This window comes from Alteribacter aurantiacus DSM 18675 (assembly GCF_000429705.1).
Taxonomy (GTDB): domain Bacteria; phylum Bacillota; class Bacilli; order Bacillales; family Salisediminibacteriaceae; genus Alteribacter; species Alteribacter aurantiacus.
The window spans coordinates 34517-54184 of sequence record NZ_KE386941.1; the positions used below are offsets into that span (position 1 = coordinate 34517).

The following is a 19668-nucleotide window of genomic DNA, read 5'->3' on the forward strand; positions in this document are numbered from 1 at the left end:
ACAATCCTATGATACTTTCAAATTAACGGTTTAATTAAAGACATTTTCCGTAATTTAAACGGACATGCCGTAAATACTTTTTTTAGAGGAGTGAATGAGTATGATTGACTCAAACGGAGGCAATAAAAAGCGAGGCTTGTTCTCCCGTTTTCTTGATATGGTTGAACGAGTAGGAAACAAGCTGCCTCACCCGTTTATGTTGTTTGTGTATCTTGCACTAGGGGTAATTGGGGTTTCTTGGTTCATCGGTTTATTCAACATTACATTTGAACACCCTGGCACAGGGGAGACTGAACAAATCCAAAGTATGCTGTCAGCAGAGGGTATTGAGTTCATCATATCCTCGATGTTAAGTAACTTTACGGGCTTTGCTCCGCTCGGGCTTGTACTTGTGATGATGTTCGGTATTGGCCTTGCTCAAAAGGTTGGCTTGATTGAAGCCTTTATGAAAAAGACGATCTTAAATGCCCCTCGTAGCCTGATCACCTATGCAATTATTGCGACAGGTATTATGGGGAACTTGGCTTCTGATGCGGCGTTTGTTATTGTACCGCCTCTTGCAGCCATGGTGTTTTATGCGATTGGGAGACACCCTCTTGCAGGGATTGCAGCCGGTTTTGCCGGTGTTGGTGCCGGATTTACAGCCAATGTAATTATTACAGGAACGGATGCCCTTCTTTCCGGAATTAGTACTGAAGCGGCTCGTACGATTAACTCTGAAGCGCTTGTCACACCGGTCGACAACTGGTACTTCATGCTATTCTCGGTTCTGATGCTCATGTTTGTAGGTGCTTGGATTACGGAAAAAATCATTGAACCACGTCTAGGAAAATACGATCCTTCTCTAGGAGAAGACGATGTGGTCGGACAGAAGCTTGAAGAAATTACTCCTGTTATGAATAAAGGACTTCGAAACGCAGGAATCGCCGGATTGGTTTATGCCATTCTAGTATCTTTCCTCATTGTTCCTGGCGACGCCATTCTTCGTGGTGAAGGTGGTACGATTGTACCTTCTCCGTTCTTGACGAACATTGTACCGATCATTTTGTTCTTCTTTATCGTAGTTGCGATTGCGTACGGTCTGACTGTGAAAATGATTCAATCGACTAAGGACATTCCGGAATTTATGGCGGAGTCCATGAAAGATATGTCCGGTTACATCGTGTTGATCTTCGCAGCGTCACAATTTATCGCTTACTTTGAGTGGACCAACTTGGGTGCGTTCATTGCCGTGACTGGTGCAGAGACACTCACGAACTTGAACTTCACAGGCCTACCGGTTATTGTTGGCTTTATCATTTTGGCAGCAGTACTAAACTTGTTCATTTTTAGTGGATCTGCTCAGTGGGTGTTAATGGCACCGATCTTTATTCCGATGTTTATGTTACTTGATTACAACCCGGCATTCGTTCAGCTTGCTTATCGAATTGCTGATTCATCTACGAATATCATTACACCGCTCAATCCGTATGTGGTTATGGTGCTTGCTTTCATGAAGCGCTATGACAAGAACGCAGGGTTTGGAACGCTGATTACAATTATGCTTCCATACTCCCTCATCTTCCTCGGTATTTGGATTGCGATCTTTATCGGATGGACCCTACTTGGCCTACCGATCGGACCTGGTGTAGGAATGAACTAAATCAATGAGAAAAGGGGAAAGAAGTTGTTAACTAGCAACTTCTCTTTCCTTTTTGCTTTATAAAAAAGACGAGTGTTTTATGATATAAACAACGTAACAAGGTGAGTTTGAAAAGCTTCATTGAACGGCATATGCTCCCTTTCCGCGGACTCGCGGTGAGCCTCCTCGGACGCTGTCCTGCGGGGTCTCACCTGCTCCGTAATTCCGCAGGAGTGTCACATATGTCGTTCAATTCCGCCTTATTCGTGCAAAACAAATAGAACGAAACAAGATTTATCCCTCCGCTTCAAGCGTGGTGCGCTAAAACAACATCTATTGTTTATAAGAGGATGATTAAAGTAGCTACAATCTATCGGAAAGCTAGAAAAGATGAGTGTGGATCTTTGACAGTCTTCCCGTTCATTACATGGAGTACTTTATTCTTTAGTTGTGCGTAGCTGAACGCCAGAAGCGACACTCCTGCGGCAGTGACGAGCGTTTGCATCGTGAGTTTTCTGCGAGTTGCTTCGACGCAGATTACTACGAAGCAGTACTTGCAGAGGAAGAAGCAGGAGGTTCTATTGGCCTTTCCTCCGGCACCGCCGCGGAAAGGGAGCGGATGGCGTACAGCGAAGCATTATACACTGTTTTAAAGGTTGTACTCATTAAAAGAAACGCTGTCTTATAGAAGGGAAGCTGCTTTTTTACAAGAAAAGTTGAAGCAGAAGGGCCCGAGACTCCTGTGGCCGTGGGGGCAATCCAAGACCTCACAGGTCGCAGACCGAGGAGGCTTGCCAGCACCGCCACGGAAAGCGAAGGGCCCGTATGCTTCAACTACAATTCCATTGATGATGAAAATAATAATAAAAAGCAACGTCTATGAAAACAGTCAAAAGAAACAAACCAAACGATCAAACAAGGAGTCGGTTTACGATGAGTTTTTCAGTAAAAGGAAAAGGCAAAGAAGTAAAGGAGTTGGTGGTTCATTACCGCAGACATTTTCACCAACATCCGGAATTAAGCCAAGAAGAAACGGAAACCTCAAAGACGATCCAAGCTTTTTTGAAAGAAGAGGGCATCCCTTTTGAAGCCGGTTTTGCTACTCACGGTGTTTTAGGGGTCATCGAAGGAGGAAAGCCCGGCAAAACGGTTGCTCTCCGGGCAGACATCGATGCTCTCCCAATTCATGAGAAAAACGACGTAGACTATGCTTCAAAAACACCTGGAAAAATGCATGCTTGCGGTCACGATGCTCATACTGCCATGCTCATGGGAACTGGGGCACTATTAAACCGCTATAAAGATGAGCTCCAAGGCACTGTTCTTCTTGTCTTTCAACCAGCTGAAGAACTAGCTCCTGTTGGTGGCGCAGAAGCTATGATGAAAGACGGAGTGTTTGCAAAGCACAAGCCAGATGCGATCTTTGCTCAGCACATGTGGCCAGACCTTCCAGTCGGACAAGTGGGCGTTATGCAAGGCCCAATCATGGGCAACTCAGATCGTTTGTCCCTCACTATTCGTGGAGCGGGAGGCCACGCGAGTATGCCTCACCAAGGAAAAGACGCGATTGTGATTGCGGCTCAAGTGATCACGCAGCTTCAAACGATCGTAAGTAGAAACGTGGATCCTATGGCGTCTGCTGTTATTACGTTCGGGGAAATTCACGGTGGTGATCGCTACAATGTCATTCCAAGTGCGGTTACACTTGATGGTACGGTGAGAACGAATTCAGACGAGGTCAAAGAGAAAGTGAAAAGCCGTATTTTAAAAGCAGTCGAAGGGCTTGCAGCTGCGCACGAAGTCGAGATCGATGTTGATTACGTGGACGGTTATCCGGCTACAGTCAACTCTCCAGAGTGGGAGGCACCTGTAAGAGAGACGGCGCAACGTATTTTAGGCGAAGAGGCAACGCCGACAGTGAACCCGAGTCTTGGTGGAGAAGATTTCGGACGCTTTTTACACGAGTATCCAGGCTTGTACTACTGGCTCGGCACAGCAATTCCCGAGCGCCCGGTACAAAAGCCTCTTCACGACGCCGAGTTTAATATAAATGAAGCTTCTCTTTCGATTGGAACGGAGCTTATGACCCAACTTGCTATTGATGCCTTAGAGCGATTAAACAAGGAGAGTCAGTGATGGGTGTGGACCCATTTTTAGACGAGCTCTATCCGAGTCTCGTAGAGTGGCGCCGATCGTTTCATAAGATTCCGGAAACAGGCTGGACGGAATATGTAACCACGTTTCGTATTTACAAAGAATTAAAGAAGCTAGGGTTTGATTTGTATGTAGGGCGAGAGGTCGTCGAGTCAGCTGAACGAATGGGGGTGCCTGAAGAATCTGAGCTTGCTTTAGCAGAAAAAAGAGCTCAAGACTTTGGGGTCGACCCTGACCTTTTGGAAAAAATGGCAGATGGACACACGGGTGTTGTAGCTGTTTTAGAAACGGGTCGCCCAGGTCCTCATATTGCATGTCGCTTTGACATCGATGCCCTTCCAGTCAAAGAGTCCATTGAACCTACACACGTGCCAATTAAGGAGGCCTTTGCTTCTACAATCGAAGGGAAGATGCATGCTTGTGCTCATGACGGTCATGCTGCCATTGGTTTAGGTGTTGCTACGTACCTTGCTAGGATGAAAGAGCAGCTTTCAGGCACGTATACACTTCTATTTCAACCTGCCGAAGAAGGAAGCAGAGGAGCAAAAGCAATGGTTGAGAAGGGGTGGCTTGACGACGTTGATGTGTTTTTAGGGGGGCACATTGGCATTGAGGACCTTGAAGTGGGACAAGTCGCTGCGACGACGGACCAGTTTTTGGCTACCACCAAATTTGATGTGACCTTTACAGGTGTAGCTGCTCATGCAGGGAAACGGCCGGAAGAAGGGAAGAATGCCCTTTTGGCTGCGGCAGCGTGTGCCCAGCACTTGCATGGGATTGCGCCTCATTCACACGGTGCCACTCGCTTAAACGTGGGTACTCTTCATGCGGGAACAGGACGTAACATCGTGCCCGACCATGCCACGTTAACAGGTGAAACAAGAGGAGAGACCGCTGAACTGAATGATTACGTGTTTTCCGAAGCGAAAAGAATCATTGAGTCAGCAGCCAATCTTTATGGAGTCGATGCAGAGATGAGCGTCGTCGGTAAAGGAACGACAGCTGTTTGTGATTCTTCGTTTGTTGATTTACTCACAAAAGGGGCAGAACAAACACAGGCCATTAAGGATGTCATTGCGCGTCTTTCATTAGGAGCTTCTGAAGATGTGACGCACATGATCAACCGCGTGCAAGAGCGGGGAGGAAAAGGAACGTACATGATTTTTGGTACGCCACTTCCGGCAGGGCATCATCATCCTGAATTTGACTATCACGAAGAGGTATTAAAAACGGGAGTTGCTGCGTTTATTGCTCTTTTTCACGAACTGGCGCGAAACCAAGGGGAGGATCAACAATGAAACAGTGGTTACAACATACACTTGAAAAGCTCAACCTCGTAACGACGATGGAGCAGCCTGAGGGCTTTACGAGGCTTGGGTATACAGATGAAGAATGGGAAGCCATGGCTGCTTTTACTCGTATTGCTGAAGAGCTTGGCCTAACGGTTACACAAGACGCTGCGGGGAACCGAATTGCGCGGTGGGAGACATCTGAAAACAAACACAAACCGGCAGTTGCAACGGGATCTCACGTAGATACGGTCAAGTACGGTGGTGGTTACGATGGTGTGGCCGGCGTACTTTGTGGACTTGGCGCAATTAAGCTTTTAAAACAAGAAGGATTTAACCCGTTGGCGCCAATTGAAGTGATTTGTTTTGCATCGGAGGAGTCCTCTCGTTTTGGCATTTCCACAATCGGAAGTAAAGCCATGTCAGGAAAGCTTGACGTGGACACGTTGGCGAGTGTGGAAGACGAAAACGGTGTGACCATAAAAGAAGCGGTCGAATCAAGAAGGCTGACTTGGGCTAACGTGAAGAGCGCAGAAAGAAGGAGTGAGGATTTAGCTTCTTTTGTTGAGCTTCATATTGAACAAGGGATGAGAGTGGAGAGGGCGAAACGAGATTTTGGAGCTGTTACAGCAATTGCTTGTCCGATTAGACTCGTTTTACACATTGAAGGAAAAGCGAATCACACTGGAACAACGCCCATGGGTCAACGACAAGACGCATTGGTAGCGGCAGCGCCAATCATTTCCTTTATTTCGGAGAGGGCGAATGAGCTTTCCGAAAAATCCGATTTGCCAATTGTAGCCACTGCTAGTACGATAGAACTAAAGCCAAATGTGATGACGGTCATCCCAGGTCAACTTGACCTTGGTATTGATATCCGAAGTGTGGACGATCGCTTAAAAGAGCAGCTTGAAGAGGAAATTCGGGACAGGTGCAAGCAGGTAGAACAGCGTTTCGACGTGACAATAGATGTGGAGAAGCTTGTTCATAACCCGTCTGTTCATCTGGATATGAATGTACACGACAAGTTGGTCTCACTTGGAGAGGAGCTAGGGTTAACGTCTCTTACTCTTGAGAGTGGTGCCGGTCATGATGTGATGAACATGGCAGCGAAGTGGTCTACCGGTATGATTTTTATCCCGTGTAGAGAAGGTCTTAGCCATCATCCGAATGAACATGCGAGTATTGATGATCTTTACAAAGGCACAACGATCATTACGGCTTATTTACGAAAAGAAACAGGTGAATAAAACGTGAAAATTAAATTGGGTGCAGTAGGGCCTGAAGATTCGATTAAAAAAATCATACAAGAAGCCAGTCGTTTTGACGATCTTGAGTTGATTCCTTTTCCATATGAAAAAACGGAGGAGACAAAAGAGATTATTGAAACAAACAGAGGGAAAGTCGACTATTGGCTCTTTTCAGGTCAGGCTCCATATTTTTATGCCCGTACCTATAATCTCGTGGAGGAGCACGAAGCCACTTATCCTCCTTTATATGGCTCAAGCCTGTTGGGGAAACTACTGAAAGCACAGTACAAAAAAGGAACGATTCTTCCGAGCATCAGTGTAGATACGATTAGTGATGAAGAGATGGATTCCTTTCGTAATATGTTTTCTTTGGAGGACTTGAACGTTTACAATTACCCGTACGAGGGATATTTGCCTGCGGACGAAATTGTTTCCTTTCACGAAAATCTGTACAAAGAAGGCAAGATCGATGCGGCATTTACAAGTATTCGATCGGTTTATTTGGAGTTGAAAGAAAGAGGCGTACCATGTTACAGGGTGACGCCTACGGAACTGGCGATTCAGTTGACCATCAAGTTCTTGAGGGAGCGGATCCACTCCGCCCTTTACCGAAAGTCGCAAATTGCAATTGTAGGTATTGAACGGATTCAAGAACCAGGTCAATCGGAAGAGGACTATTATTCATTCAAGTCGAAGCATCAAGACTTGGACTTAAAGCGCCTTATTTTACTCTATGCGGAAAAAGTGCACGGTTCATACGTGCAAATGGGAGACGGGTTGTTTTTCATTTATACGACGCTCGGCGAACTGGAATATCAAACGTATCAGCCTTTATTCAACCTCATTTATCAGGCTGAAATGCAGACTGGCCTCAGGCTTCGAACAGTTACAGGGTATGGTCGAACGGCCATTGAAGCAGAGCAAAATGTAAGACTTGCGTTCCGTGAAGCCAGGTCCACACGAGAGCGGATCATTGTAACCGTTGACGAAGATAAGGCGGTTCATCAGGTTTATGAAGACAAAGGTGAAGTCACTTACAACCAACGGATGTGGGGAGAAGAATGGCTTGAAAAATTCAAGGCCGCTCACATCAGCCCCGCTATCGTGTCAAAAATTCAGTCGATCTCTTCGTACTATGGTCGGGAAACGGTAACAGCCAAAGACATCTCCACGTGGCTGAACAGCACCGATCGAAACGCACGACGAATTCTCACTGCATTGGAAGAAATGGGACTTGCCCGCATTAGCGGCGAAGAACAACCGGGCCAACGAGGTCGCCCAAGAAAAATATACAAGCTATGCTTTGAATAAGAAGAAAAAACTGCACCCAAAAAAGTGCAGTTTTTTCATGCCTTTGATGCCAGGCACTATGTTTAACCTTTCACATGGTGCCTGACCCCGTGCTCATGTATTCACAAACACAGTTTTTCGCTGTTTCATTGTACCTACTTGAGAATAGGAGTGGGGCTCAAATCATGAAAAGTCCGATTACTATGATCCTTGGTTTCTTCCAAATATTATCCTAATATATTGCTGGTGTCAGGTGGGGGATATGGTGCAATCTGTTAAATAATGTGGATGATGCAGGTTGATTGCGTAATATTTATTAAGAAATTATGTAAGGAGATGAACCCTTGTAATTACGCTATTTTCGGACTGAATGTTTAGAAAGATTAAATAGTAATATAGTTTTTAGCCTTTACAAGAGGATCAAGATGTAGTAGTTTTGTACATAACATTTTTTCGCCGAACATTCGGACGAAAAGGGCAATACGAATGTGATGAGAAGAAAGAGGCATACGTTAAATTTTCAGAATTTATAACATTTTCCGTATAATCACTTTACTCTTTCTATTTCAGTAAGTGTTGCAGACATTCAAGGGGGAAACAACATGTTTAAAAGCAAAACACTCAAAGCAGGAGCGATGTCGCTCGCACTGGCGTCACTAGTCGCCGCATGTGCAAGTGAACCAGATCAAGAAGCAGGTGGCGGCGATGATGGTCAGCCGCAAGAAGAAGGTAACGGGGAATCAGGCGGTGACCTGAAAATCGGTGTCCATTCCGATATTACTACACTCGATCCTCATACAGCGAGTGATGTTCCTTCTGGCCAGGTCCATACGGCCATTTACGAAACACTGACTCGATTTGACGAAGACATGGAATTGGAACCATTACTAGCTGAGAGCTGGGAAGCGAAAGAAGAGAACGTTTGGGAATTTAAGTTGGTTGAGGGTATTCAATTTCACGACGGTACGGACTTTAACGCTGAAGTCGTGAAAGCAAACGTTGAACGTATTTTGGATGAGGAAATTGCTTCACCTCGTGCCATTCTGTTTGAAGTCATTGATGAGGTAAATGTAATAGACGACTATACGGTGGAATTTATCACATCAGAGCCTTTTGCACCATTGCCTGATCACTTTGCCCACTACGCATCAAGTATGGTAAGTGCCGACTCCATTGAAAAAGACTACGCTGCGGTGGAGGATGGTGCGCAACCTGGTGATACCATCAACGAAGAGCCGGCTGGTACAGGATTCTTTTCTTTTGAAGAATGGAATTCCGGTAGTGAAGTGAAGCTTGTAAACTTTGAAGATTACTGGGGAGAAAATGCAAAAGTCGATACAGTCACATTCGAAGTTATTTCAGAAGACTTAACGCGACTTGGTAACCTTGAAACTGGAGACTTGCATATCATTGATCCTGTTACACCAAGTGATATGAGTCGTGTAGAAGCAAATGAAAATACAGACATTTACATCCGTGATGGAGCAAGCATCTCTTATCTTGGATTCAATATGGAAAAAGAACCATTTGATGATCCTCGGGTCCGTCAAGCATTGGATTTGGCCCTTGATAAAGAAGCCATTTTAAACGGAGTCCTTGAGGGAACAGGGGAAGCTGCGAACGGTCCGATTAACGATACGCAATTTGGCTACAGTGAAGACATTCCTGTAAAAGAGCGTGACGTTGAAAAGGCGAAAGAACTACTTGCTGAAGCCGGATACGAGGACGGTTTTGAAACAACAATCTGGACAAATGACACTCGTGAACGTTTAGATATCGCAGAGCTTGCTCAAGCAAACTTTGAGGAAATCGGTGTTGATGTCTCCATCAATCAAGTTGAATGGGGAGCTTACCTTGAAGCGACAGGAGCAGGGGAACATGATATGTTCATTCTAGGCTTGTCCCTTGGAACGGGTGATGCAGATTACCCTCTTCACATGCTCTTCCACTCTGAGAACGCAGGGCCTCCGGGGAACCGCGTATTCATGAAAGACGATTCGTTTGACGATCTTCTTCAAGAGGCGCGAGTAGAGCAAGATGAAGATACACGTGCAGGGCTTTATAAAGAAGCGGTTGAATACTTGAATGAAGAAGCACCGATGTCATTCTTGTACCACCCGTCCCACGTAATGGGGCACCAGCAAAACGTTGAAGGATTTTGGGCTGACGGATCTGGAATCTACCAGCTTCAAAATGTAACCATTAACTAATGACAGGCATAGAATAAGAAAAGGTGTAACGTGCCGGGCGAAGGAGCGACTTCGTCCGGCACGTTTTCTTTGTGCTAGATGTCGGGGTCTGACCCCATGAGAAGGGCTTCACACAGTGCCAGACCCTACGTGAATAATCACACACAGTGGCAGGCCCCACAGACTTACATATACAAGCTTGCCAAAAAGATACCCAAGTTCTCTTCATACATTTCATCGAATTGGTCGATGGGCAAAGGATTCACACCGAGTCCTAGTTCCACAGTAAAGCCGGGGCGACGGAATTCCTGAATAAACCAATCTTTGTATCCTGCATAGCTTTCTACATACTGGATCGGTTCAAACCCCGATACTCTTGCAAACTCATTGACAATGCCTTCTGATTCTTCAGGTTCAAGCCCTTCGTAACCCCAAAAGATAACCTTACCTTGCGTATGATAAGCAAGGACGCGATCAAAATCCGATTCTTTTGTAAGATCCGCCATTGCAATGGACTCGGGTTCCGTTAACGGTGCATAACCTGGGAAATCCCGAGGAGCCGGGTTTTGCGGTTTTGTTTCTGCTTCTTCTTCCCACCGTGCAGGAAATTGATTGTTTAAATCTACTCCGCGTATGTTTGCTTTCCAATCTGAGAAGTCCGTGCTGTTATTGTTAATCGCCAGCACATCGCTTCGGTAAGGCTCCTCTTCAGGAAGACCGTTAATGAGGAGATCCACTCCATCAGGGTTTACATTAGGTACAATGGACAAGGTGATAGAAGTAAACAACGGAAGCAGGGCAAGGCCTCTTAAAGGTTCGTTGTTTACTAGACCCAATAAGTAAGCATCCAGTGTTTGCATTAGTATTGGAGTTGTAATCCATTCATGGGCGTGAAAAGAGCCGTTCATGTGGACGCGCTTCTCTCCCGTTCCTACTTGGATTTCATACAGATTTTTCCCCATGACCGATTGTCCGATGGTTCTGACGGTTATAAACGGATAAATCTCTTCGAGGACTTGAATGTCTGCGACCATGGAAGCAAAGTCATAGTCTCTCGCCCCTTGAACGATGGGGGAGCGGACTCTTATGGGGATAAAGATCTGCTGATTGACCTGAAGTTGAAATGGATTGATTCCGGGATTTACAAGCTGAATCATATCTGTGGAGGCTCCGATTCGCTGCCCGATCGTCCAAAAGGAATCTCCAGGTTGGATTGTATACGCACTCAAATAAAATCCCGGTATTTTAACAATCTGACCAATTTGCAGGCGATTGGGATCAATACCAGGATTGGAAGCGGTTAGTAAAGGAAGGGGTACGGCAAACAATTGGCTTAAAAACCAGAAGCTATCCCCTTGACGGATCCGGATGTTCATATGCTTTAACCTCCTTCTTTTCATACCTATGAAGAAAGAAAGGCGGTCATACTGCTGTACAAAGAAAAAACGGCTTCAATGAGCCGTTTCACGTTTGGAACTTTTGATTTTTTTCAGAGAGGAAATATTGTTCTAATGTCTCTGTTTCGGAGTATGGCACTTCTTCTCCATTAACGAATTGATGACCAACAAACCCGATGCCAGTCAAAAGAACGATGTCTCCTTCTTCAGCATAAGAGAGCGCTTTATGAACACCTTCTGCCCGGTCCAGAGCAGTGCTGATGGACGGATGGATTGGATCTTGGAAGCCACTTAACACGCCTGTTACAATATCCCGTCTGTCCAAACGATCGGGGTGATCGACTGAAACAACGATGTGATCGGCTTGTCCTTCGACTGCCGCTCCCATATTTGGCCACTGGGCTGGGTCTCCACCACCGGCACCGGTTACAAGGACAATGAGCTTCCGATGTGAAAAAGACTTTACGGCTGTTATGACGTTAGTAAGAGCATCCGGCGAGTGGGCGAAATCCATAATGATCTTATAATCGCTCAAGCTTTCTTCAATCTGAAAGCGACCTTCTGGAGGCGTAATCGTTCTTAATCCTTCCAAAAGGAGTGGAACAGGCACATGCAAGTGTAAACAGGCGCCCAAAGAGGCAAGGAAATTGGAAATGTTATACTCACCGAAAAGAGGTACAAGGACAGGAATCCGCTCTTTTTTGATATACAAATCCATGGATGTTCCTGCGGATGTGACCGTCATGTTTTTCACATAGATATCTGCTTCTTCCTTGATGCTGTAAGTGAGTAACGGTCCCCTAAACTCGTTGATGATATCGTGACTCATGCCTTGATCGTCCAAATTGACAACCGCTGTTTTTACATGGCGAAAGAGTTTCAGCTTGGCTCGTTTATAGGCATCAAAGGAACCATGGAAATCGAGATGTTCAGGGGTTAAATTCGTATGCACACCTACATCAAACGTCACGCCATCTACTCGCTTTTGTTCGATGGCGATAGATGTAGCTTCCAAAGAAACAGCTTGTAAACCTTCCTCATAAAAACGATGGAAGATGTATTGCAGATCCGGAGCTTCAGGAGTTGTGTGGGTAGTGTGATTAAAATTGCGGCGTATGCGGTCATCCCACACACCATTCGTACCGATTAGTCCGGTAGGAACCTTAGCCTTATTCAAGAGGGATCGTACAAAAGAAGACACGGTCGTTTTCCCGTTGGTCCCGGTTACGGCAACGGTTTTAAGCTTTTCGTGCGCTCGGTCATAAAGCAGGATGGACAAGTAAGACATAAAGGATTGTGCGTCACTGACCTGTACGAATGTGGTGTTAGGGTACTGGACACTTCCTTGTTCAAGTCGGTCGGCGTCTGTACCGACGACGATGGAAGCTCCTTTTTCGCACGCTTGTGAAAGATAGTTGTGACCATCGGTTCTTGTTCCTTTCACACAAATGAACGCCGTGCCAGGTTCAACTTTTCTTGAATCATATGTAATGGAATTGAAGGATGTGTCTGATAAGCCCCAGTGATAAATGAAGTGAGGGTGTGAATCGTGAAACGATAATAGCATAGGTATAGCTCCTTTTTTACAACCCGTATTTGTAGCGTAGTATGTGTTATTTCGTAAACTTCTATTAATAGGACGAAAAGGTAAATCGTGTAGGTTGCTATATCGCTTTACTACCCTAAATGGTTTAGAACTAAACGTAATGTAAAACGAAACAAGCCGGAAGAGCGTGATCTCTGCCGGCTTGACTACGTTTATTAAATTCGTGTAAATCCTTCTTCATCAAGGTATTGGGCTGCTTGTTTGTATGAAACGAACGTTCCATCGAGCCCTGTATCGGCATACACATTCCACGTATCGCCTTCTTTGATAACGGTAAGGGTTTGCGTGTTGTCGTTGATCCATACTTCTTCTTCCTCAACTGATTCTGGCTGAGGTGTTAGAGAGGAAATGGATTTTTCGATCACGGAACGAAGGGCTCGCTCGGTGAAGTTACGAATGTTCACCATTCCTTTATCGTTGATTTCATAGCCCGTAAGCTCTCCGGCATAGACAAAGCCATTACCGTTGGGGTGTAGGTGATAAACCACGTTCTTTTTTTCCAATGCGCTATCAGGATAGTGAAAGTTCACTCTTCCCATAGACACGTCATGTCGCTCCAATTCCGGAAACGATTCAATAATGTTGAGTTTTTCTTCAAATGTTAACATAGTGCCTCCCGTATCTTTCGTCCATCTTAGTATAACCAAGGCATTGAAAAAGTTAAAGATCGAACTTTTTCAGTGCCTTCTACACAAACAAGGGTGAAGAATTAAAACGTTCACCGGATATTCACATTCTTCAAATTAAGTTTAAGAATAGTCAAATAGTTTAATAGACTTTTCCCTTCAATTTGTTAAAATAGAAGTAGTAATTGTAAGGGAGCGTTCGTTATGAAGCTGTGGTTCCAAAAGATATCCATTGTTTTGATTACATTTATGACCCTGGGAATGTTTATCCCACCTACATACTTAGATACGAATGCTCAGTCCTCCAAAGGATTGGATGATACGGACGCCGACGGAGACTTGGCTTCTTTATCCGAGGAAGACGCAGGTCTGCCTGAAGATGAGCTTGATTTAGATGACGACGACCTTTTACTAGATGATGATCTCATTGATGGTGAGACCCTTGAGGAAGCCATTGAGCGAATTACGGATGAGGCGAAAGAGCAGACCCTTCGCAAATTAGGGCCAAAAATCGCCAAGCAAGTAGAAGATGATGTACTGAATGCGATCATGCCAAACATAGAAGAAGTACTAAACACCATCGTTGAACAAGCAGAGGATAACCGTTATCAAAACTTCGTTGTAGCAGAGGAACCCGCAGCTGGATACGGCGAACGGATTTTTAACATCTATGATAGTGAAGCGAACGAAGACGTGGCCAAATTTCACGTCCGCCGGGATAACCGACCGAAAAACGGCTACTGGTTCAACTTTCATTACCACTTAAGCTCTGACGGATTCGAAGAACACCATGAGCTAGGTGAGGTCTATTGGGATAAAAACACACCACCGAAGTGGATGTCATAACAGAAGAAGCCCTTCTTACATGGAGGGCTTTTTTGTTTGACCAAAGTATAGAGGAACGATTGCGTGTGAAGAACCAGGACCCCAAGATAAAAAGAAACTGGATCGCGTAACACCTTCACCCGTTTCCGTTGGACAACACTCAATTGAATGAACAACACGAAGTATAGTAAAATGTGCAGAGACACAAAGAGAAAAGGTGAACGCATGAAAACATATATCGTAATCGGATCAGGTATTTTAGGAGCATCTACGGCTTACCACCTTGCAAAAGAAGGGGCGCGTGTGGTTGTGATTGATAGAAAAGACGAAGGGCAGGCGACGGACGCTGCTGCAGGAATCATTTGTCCGTGGCTGACCCAACGCCGAAACAAACCGTGGTTTCGACTCGTAAAAGGAGGCGCAACTTATTATCCAACTTTGGTGGAGAAGCTTCAAGCGGACGGAGAGAGTGAAACAGGATACGCCAAAGTAGGGGCGATGATTATGCACCACGAAGAGCATATGATTGACCGTATTGAAAAGCGGGCCGAAGAACGAAAGCCGACCGCCCCTGAAATGGGAGAGGTGACAAGACTATCTCCTCAAGAGACGCAAGAGCGCTTTCCTGTATTAAGTGACGCATACGGAGCGATCCACGTGAGCGGAGGCGCACGAGTGGATGGGAGAGCCCTTCGAAACGCTTTAATGAATGGAGCAAAAAAGAATGGAGCCCAGTTTATTTCCGGGGACGGAACGATTCGATATAACGACGACCGAGCAACTGGTGTAGAAGTGAATGGAGAGACGATCAAAGGGGATGCCGTGATCGTAACGGCTGGTGCTTGGGCAAGAGAAATTCTCGAAAAGGTTGGCGTGAGGTTTATGGCATCCTCACAAAAAGCGCAAATCGTTCACTTGGACATGCCTGATACAGACACAAGTGAATGGCCTGTAATCATGCCGCCGAGCCGATTGTATATGCTCACTTTCGGACCGGGAAGAGTCGTTGTTGGAGCGACACATGAAGATGATGTAGGCTTTGATCCCCGTCCAACAGCGGGAGGCATTCATGAAGTCCTTAATCGTGCATTGGAAGTGGCACCGGGGTTAACAGATGCCTCTTACGTAGAAACAAGGGTTGGATTTAGACCCTTCACACCAAACTTTTTGCCGGTAGCAGGACCGGTTCCAGGAAAAGAAGGACTTTACGTAGCGAACGGATTAGGCTCTTCCGGACTAACATCAGGACCTTATCTAGGAGCCCAACTGGCAAGGCTTGTGATGGGAAAACAAACCGATCTCGACATGTCCGACTATGACATCTCCATCGCCATTGAAGAAGAATAGCACCAAAACGAAAAGCGCAGCTCAAATCAGAGCTGCGCTTTTCGCTTCTGTGCCTCTTCGGTGTCAGACCCTGTGTGAAAAAGTGAGCAGGGGGTCTGGCACCACGTGAAAGGATCCACAAAGCACTAGGCGCTCAGGGAATAAAAAAACCGTTGACTCTTACGTTGCGTTATTGTTTATAGTAAGTGTTGAGGTGATCACCCGTGTATCGAATTAAAGAAATTGCGCAGTTAAGCGGTGTAAGTGTGCGCACACTTCACCATTATGATGATATCGGTTTGCTACGACCGGCAGAAGTGAAAGAAAACGGGTATCGATTTTATGATGATGAGAGTTTAAGTGCCCTGCAACAGATTCTGTTTTTCAAAGAACTTGGGTTTTCGTTGAATGACATTAAACGAATCTTAGACGATCCGTCATTTGACCGTAAAGAAGCACTTGAGAGTCATAAAAAGATACTCATTGAAAAGAAAGAGCGCTTAGAGAGAATCATTAGATCGGTCGATCAAACCGTCAACGCAATGAAAGGGGAAGAGAGAATGTCAAATGAAGACATGTTCAAGCCGTTTGATATGAGTCAAATTGAAAAACATCAAAAGCAATATGAAGAAGAAACAAAAGAGAAGTATGGTCACACCGACGCATATAAAGAATCCAAAAAAAGAACGGATTCCTACAAAAAAGAGGATTGGGAAAGAATTCAAACGGAGTGGAACCGCCTTTATCATGATCTTGCTTCCTTGATGAATAAAGAAGCAGGAGACGCCGAAGTGCAAGAACGGATCGCAGATTATCACAAGCTCATTAACGATAACTTTTACACGTGTCCGAAAGACATGTTCCGAGGACTTGGAGAAATGTATGTAGCCGATTCTCGTTTTACTAAAAACATTGATAAACATGGAGAAGGATTGGCTGAGTTTCTGCGAGACGCTATTCGACTTTACTGCGATAGGTAAAAAAGATTACCGGTGCCAGCCACGCTGTGAAAGACTGAGCGGAGTGCCTGGCACCGAACATTTACCGGTGAAGCATCACCGTTTCGACTTTTGGTTTTGCCGGATGGAAGTGTTTTTCGAGAAAACATAGAGTCTCCTCCCACGAGCGGCGTCCGCCCTCTGCATTTGCTTGTTCCGTCCCACCCAGTTCATAAGGAAGGTCCTTTGGAAGAACGGAAGGGAGATAAGGGAGCGTCAATACGTGACCGGCATCCTCAAGTTGAACATGCTTTTTCTCATATGCGAAATGGTGCTCAGATAATCGCTTCATCATACTCTCGCACATGGCACTAGAAGGCCATACCTGGTCTTGTCCGCTACTCAAGAGAAGGATTGGTCCGTTAATGTTCTCCACTCGAATCTCTGCCTCATCACGTTTATTTTTTTCAAGACTTCGCTCATACATATCCCGCAATGACACCGGTTCTTTTCGCCACTGGTTCGTCAGGGACTCGATCAACGCTGAAAAAGAATAAGAGTACTTTACAAAAGGTAAAGGTTCGCCATTACGTGACCAAGAAGAACCCTTGCGTTTACGGTTAATTCCTTGAAACACGTGACTGGACGGCACTTCCCCCACGACGAGACGAATCTTTTCGTTGTAAGAAGCACTCACCAGTGCGAGTTCGCCTCCTTTTGACGTACCCATAGTTGCAATCTCACTATGATTGACAAAGGATTTTTCGCTGAGCCATTCCACCGCTCGATCCACCGTTTCCAAAGGGATGTTTTGAAGAATTGGTGACAGACCTGGTTCACCGAAGTACGCTAATGCAAGCACCGCATATCCATGAGAGCTCAGTACTGAGGCTGTTTCCTCGTATAGTCCTCCTTCTGACCCTCCTAGCAAAATGACACCAGGTAGGTTCTTTTCATCACGAGGATAAAAAAAGGTTCCTACAAAACCTTCTTCAAACACCGTTTCCCTCTCGATGTGATCTTCCAAGAACAATCGCGTAATGGTTCTCTCCAACACCGTTTCCTCTCGCTCATTCAACATGGTGATCTCAATCTCCATCGGGTCTAACCCGGAACGTTGCATCACCGTTCCATGAGAAGACGTACGTGTCGGTTTTAACGAAGAAAGGAGGCGTTGGATGGATTGTTGGTCCTCTGATTTAAGTTGAATTTTACCTTGTTCATCGGCTTTTACAGTCATGGAAGACGTCCAAAGCCCCTCTGTTCTGTCAATATAACGGGCTTTAACCGTCACCGTTTCAAAAGGGAAAAATCCGTCCATATGAAGTTGAACCGGCTCATCAACTCGTCCAATATCGGGGTACAAAAAGCATGTCATTTCATTCACCTGCCATATGATTGTTGCGAAGCAGCTGGTGTGTATTCGTGAAGTAGGCGTTCCCTTCGCTCGTCTTATCTATATTCGATAGACGGGTAAAAAACCATTCTTTTTCTGTAAAAACCTTCTTAGGCGATCGATCTTACCTGAAGAACATCTAGAAACATAACGCAGGTAAAGTTCGAATTTTTTCAGTGCTTATGGTAATGTCTATGGAACAATTAAAAAAAGCCGAGCTTCTCTTTAATGAGAGAAACTCGGCTTTTTACAGTTAGCTACGGTTTGGGTTGTCATTGTACCCGGCAGTAAAGATGGCAGCAATAAAGGCTGCACATACGCCTAAAATTAAAAGCAAATTCATGTTTTTTGCCTCCTTCAAACATATCGAACAATCTCTAGTAATCAATATACCACGAATAGTCTAGGGATGCACGTCCAATTTCTTTTCTTTAAACAAGCTCTCACGTATAATGAAAGCGAAAACACAGATTTGAAACGGAGGGACCTATATGTACGTAGTCATGAACGAGTTACATGTACCCAAAGAAGGAAGAGAAAACGTAGCCGCCCGCTTCTCTGAAAGTGCAGAGAAGATGAAAAACGTACCAGGATGCCTTGATTTTATGTTTTTACACCCCGCTGACGATGAGAACTATCAGGTGGTACTAACGAAATGGGAAACAAAAGAAGATTACACAGCGTGGGTAGACAGCCGTGCTTTTAAAGATGCTCATAAAAAGCGTCGTGAGAATTTGGACAAGAGCCCGACTTCCGGTAACAAAATCTACGAGTATGAAGCAAAACATCATCTGTAAAACGTGTGAAGGTGCCTGAGTGTGGGCATCTTCTTTTTTGGTCTCATGAGAGCTAAGGCGTTAATAACTGGGATGAAACAGTTAATTATAGCTTGAAAGCCGTAAATCGTAACATTGATCCAGTCAATAGTGTAACCGTAGCCGTTAATACACGAGTTCAAGCCGTTAATCATCGCTATGAACTGAGCGGGAGAGCGTCCGTCTCCTTTTTGTACTCTGTATTAAATGTCGGTAAAAAATAGCCGATAAAAGAAGTAGTAGTGACGATAGGCAAGGTGATCATGTTGATGAAAAATACATATCTTACGAGTCATTTCCCCCTCATCTCCATCGTTTTTTTCAGTCTGGCTCTTGCGTTATTCAGTGAACGAGCGATTATCGCTTTTTTGATAGAGGTGGGGATTTACAACGGAATGACCGAAGTGTTCAGTGAGCAAGGAATTACACTTTCCTTACTATTTTTGCTTTTGTTTTTTTACTTTATGCTTTTTTCTGCCCTAAAGTTGATCGCGGATACCATCAACGAAGTATCGCTTCTTTTCTTTTCAAAGGACAAGGAAGGAAGTGATCTACAAAAAATCAGGGGAGGCGTGTGGATATTTCTTATCGGGAGTATTTTGGCTGTGGTTCTCTCATTTAATATCCTGTATGTGATAGGGGCTTTTTTGGTCGCTTGTTTTTGTTATTTCGTATTCTTTGTATACAAACTGGGAAGTTCTCTTTCTTCAGCTACGTTGGTGGGGATGATTTTTTTTCACATGTTTTTTTGGTCGACTCTCGTTGCGAGTGTGTCGTTTGCTCTTCTTAAGTTGTACAACACAATGTTGGCTTCATTGCCTATTTAAAAGAAGAGGTGTGTTCGAGTGTCTTTCAATCTAAAGCGTTACCGATATACGTTCGGTTGCGTTTTTTTGTTTGTTTAGGAATATATAATTCTTCTTACATGTGGCTAACTCAGACAAAA

General features: G+C 44.9%; 16 protein-coding genes. 12 read left to right on the forward strand and 4 right to left on the reverse strand.

What is annotated here, in order from left to right; translation table 11 throughout:
* Positions 1-100: 100 nt before the first annotated feature.
* The 7 genes from G476_RS0103320 to G476_RS0103350 all read left to right on the forward strand — a co-directional run bounded on the left by G476_RS0103320 (position 101) and on the right by G476_RS0103350 (position 9814).
* Positions 101-1642, forward strand: coding sequence for an AbgT family transporter (locus tag G476_RS0103320; protein WP_026688819.1), 1542 nt, complete (start codon positions 101-103; stop codon positions 1640-1642).
* Positions 1643-2069: 427 nt separating this feature from the next.
* Positions 2070-2309, forward strand: coding sequence for a hypothetical protein (locus G476_RS0103325; protein WP_156906508.1), 240 nt, complete (start codon positions 2070-2072; stop codon positions 2307-2309).
* Between the two features lie 245 nt (positions 2310-2554).
* Entirely contained in the window at positions 2555-3757 is a 1203-nt protein-coding gene (locus G476_RS0103330; protein WP_026688821.1) for a M20 metallopeptidase family protein, read from the forward strand.
* Positions 3757-5073, forward strand: coding sequence for an amidohydrolase (locus G476_RS21170; RefSeq protein ID WP_205620288.1), 1317 nt, complete (start codon positions 3757-3759; stop codon positions 5071-5073). Before G476_RS0103330 ends, G476_RS21170 begins: the two co-directional genes overlap by 1 nt.
* On the forward strand, positions 5070-6314 hold the full coding sequence (locus tag G476_RS0103340) for a M20 family metallo-hydrolase (protein WP_026688822.1): 1245 nt from the start codon (positions 5070-5072) through the stop codon (positions 6312-6314). Before G476_RS21170 ends, G476_RS0103340 begins: the two co-directional genes overlap by 4 nt.
* Positions 6315-6317: 3 nt before the next feature.
* Entirely contained in the window at positions 6318-7625 is a 1308-nt protein-coding gene (locus tag G476_RS0103345; protein WP_026688823.1) for a helix-turn-helix domain-containing protein, read from the forward strand.
* A 581-nt stretch (positions 7626-8206) separates the two neighbouring features.
* Entirely contained in the window at positions 8207-9814 is a 1608-nt protein-coding gene (locus tag G476_RS0103350) for a glutathione ABC transporter substrate-binding protein (protein WP_026688824.1), read from the forward strand.
* A 164-nt stretch (positions 9815-9978) separates the two neighbouring features.
* On the opposite strand, the gene G476_RS0103355 is transcribed toward G476_RS0103350, so the two are convergent.
* The 3 genes from G476_RS0103355 to G476_RS0103365 all read right to left on the reverse strand — a co-directional run bounded on the left by G476_RS0103355 (position 9979) and on the right by G476_RS0103365 (position 13404).
* On the reverse strand, positions 9979-11169 hold the full coding sequence (locus tag G476_RS0103355; protein ID WP_026688825.1) for a M14 family metallopeptidase: 1191 nt from the start codon (positions 11167-11169) through the stop codon (positions 9979-9981).
* Positions 11170-11257: 88 nt separating this feature from the next.
* Complete coding sequence (locus tag G476_RS21175; RefSeq protein ID WP_051314633.1) at positions 11258-12757, reverse strand: UDP-N-acetylmuramoyl-L-alanyl-D-glutamate--2,6-diaminopimelate ligase; 1500 nt, start codon at positions 12755-12757, stop codon at positions 11258-11260.
* 194 nt (positions 12758-12951) lie between these two features.
* Complete coding sequence (locus tag G476_RS0103365) at positions 12952-13404, reverse strand: hypothetical protein (RefSeq protein ID WP_026688826.1); 453 nt, start codon at positions 13402-13404, stop codon at positions 12952-12954.
* A 222-nt stretch (positions 13405-13626) separates the two neighbouring features.
* Between G476_RS0103365 and G476_RS0103370 the strand changes: the two genes are divergently transcribed.
* The 3 genes from G476_RS0103370 (at position 13627) to G476_RS0103380 (ending at position 16553) form a co-directional block, all read left to right on the forward strand.
* On the forward strand, positions 13627-14268 hold the full coding sequence (locus tag G476_RS0103370) for a YpjP family protein (protein ID WP_026688827.1): 642 nt from the start codon (positions 13627-13629) through the stop codon (positions 14266-14268).
* 204 nt (positions 14269-14472) lie between these two features.
* On the forward strand, positions 14473-15594 hold the full coding sequence (locus G476_RS0103375) for an NAD(P)/FAD-dependent oxidoreductase (RefSeq protein ID WP_026688828.1): 1122 nt from the start codon (positions 14473-14475) through the stop codon (positions 15592-15594).
* Positions 15595-15797: 203 nt separating this feature from the next.
* A complete protein-coding gene (locus tag G476_RS0103380) occupies positions 15798-16553 on the forward strand; it encodes a MerR family transcriptional regulator (protein WP_026688829.1) in 756 nt (251 codons plus the stop codon).
* A gap of 61 nt (positions 16554-16614) precedes the next feature.
* Here G476_RS0103380 and G476_RS0103385 read toward each other — a convergent pair whose 3' ends face one another.
* Complete coding sequence (locus tag G476_RS0103385; protein WP_026688830.1) at positions 16615-17889, reverse strand: acyl-CoA thioester hydrolase/BAAT C-terminal domain-containing protein; 1275 nt, start codon at positions 17887-17889, stop codon at positions 16615-16617.
* A 509-nt stretch (positions 17890-18398) separates the two neighbouring features.
* Here G476_RS0103385 and G476_RS0103395 point away from each other — a divergent pair.
* Both G476_RS0103395 and G476_RS0103400 read left to right on the forward strand, forming a co-directional pair.
* The gene (locus G476_RS0103395) at positions 18399-18704 is read left to right on the forward strand and encodes an antibiotic biosynthesis monooxygenase family protein (protein ID WP_026688831.1); all 306 of its coding nucleotides are present in this window, start codon (positions 18399-18401) and stop codon (positions 18702-18704) included.
* A gap of 287 nt (positions 18705-18991) precedes the next feature.
* On the forward strand, positions 18992-19549 hold the full coding sequence (locus G476_RS0103400) for a DUF5366 family protein (RefSeq protein ID WP_026688832.1): 558 nt from the start codon (positions 18992-18994) through the stop codon (positions 19547-19549).
* Positions 19550-19668 lie beyond the last annotated feature (119 nt).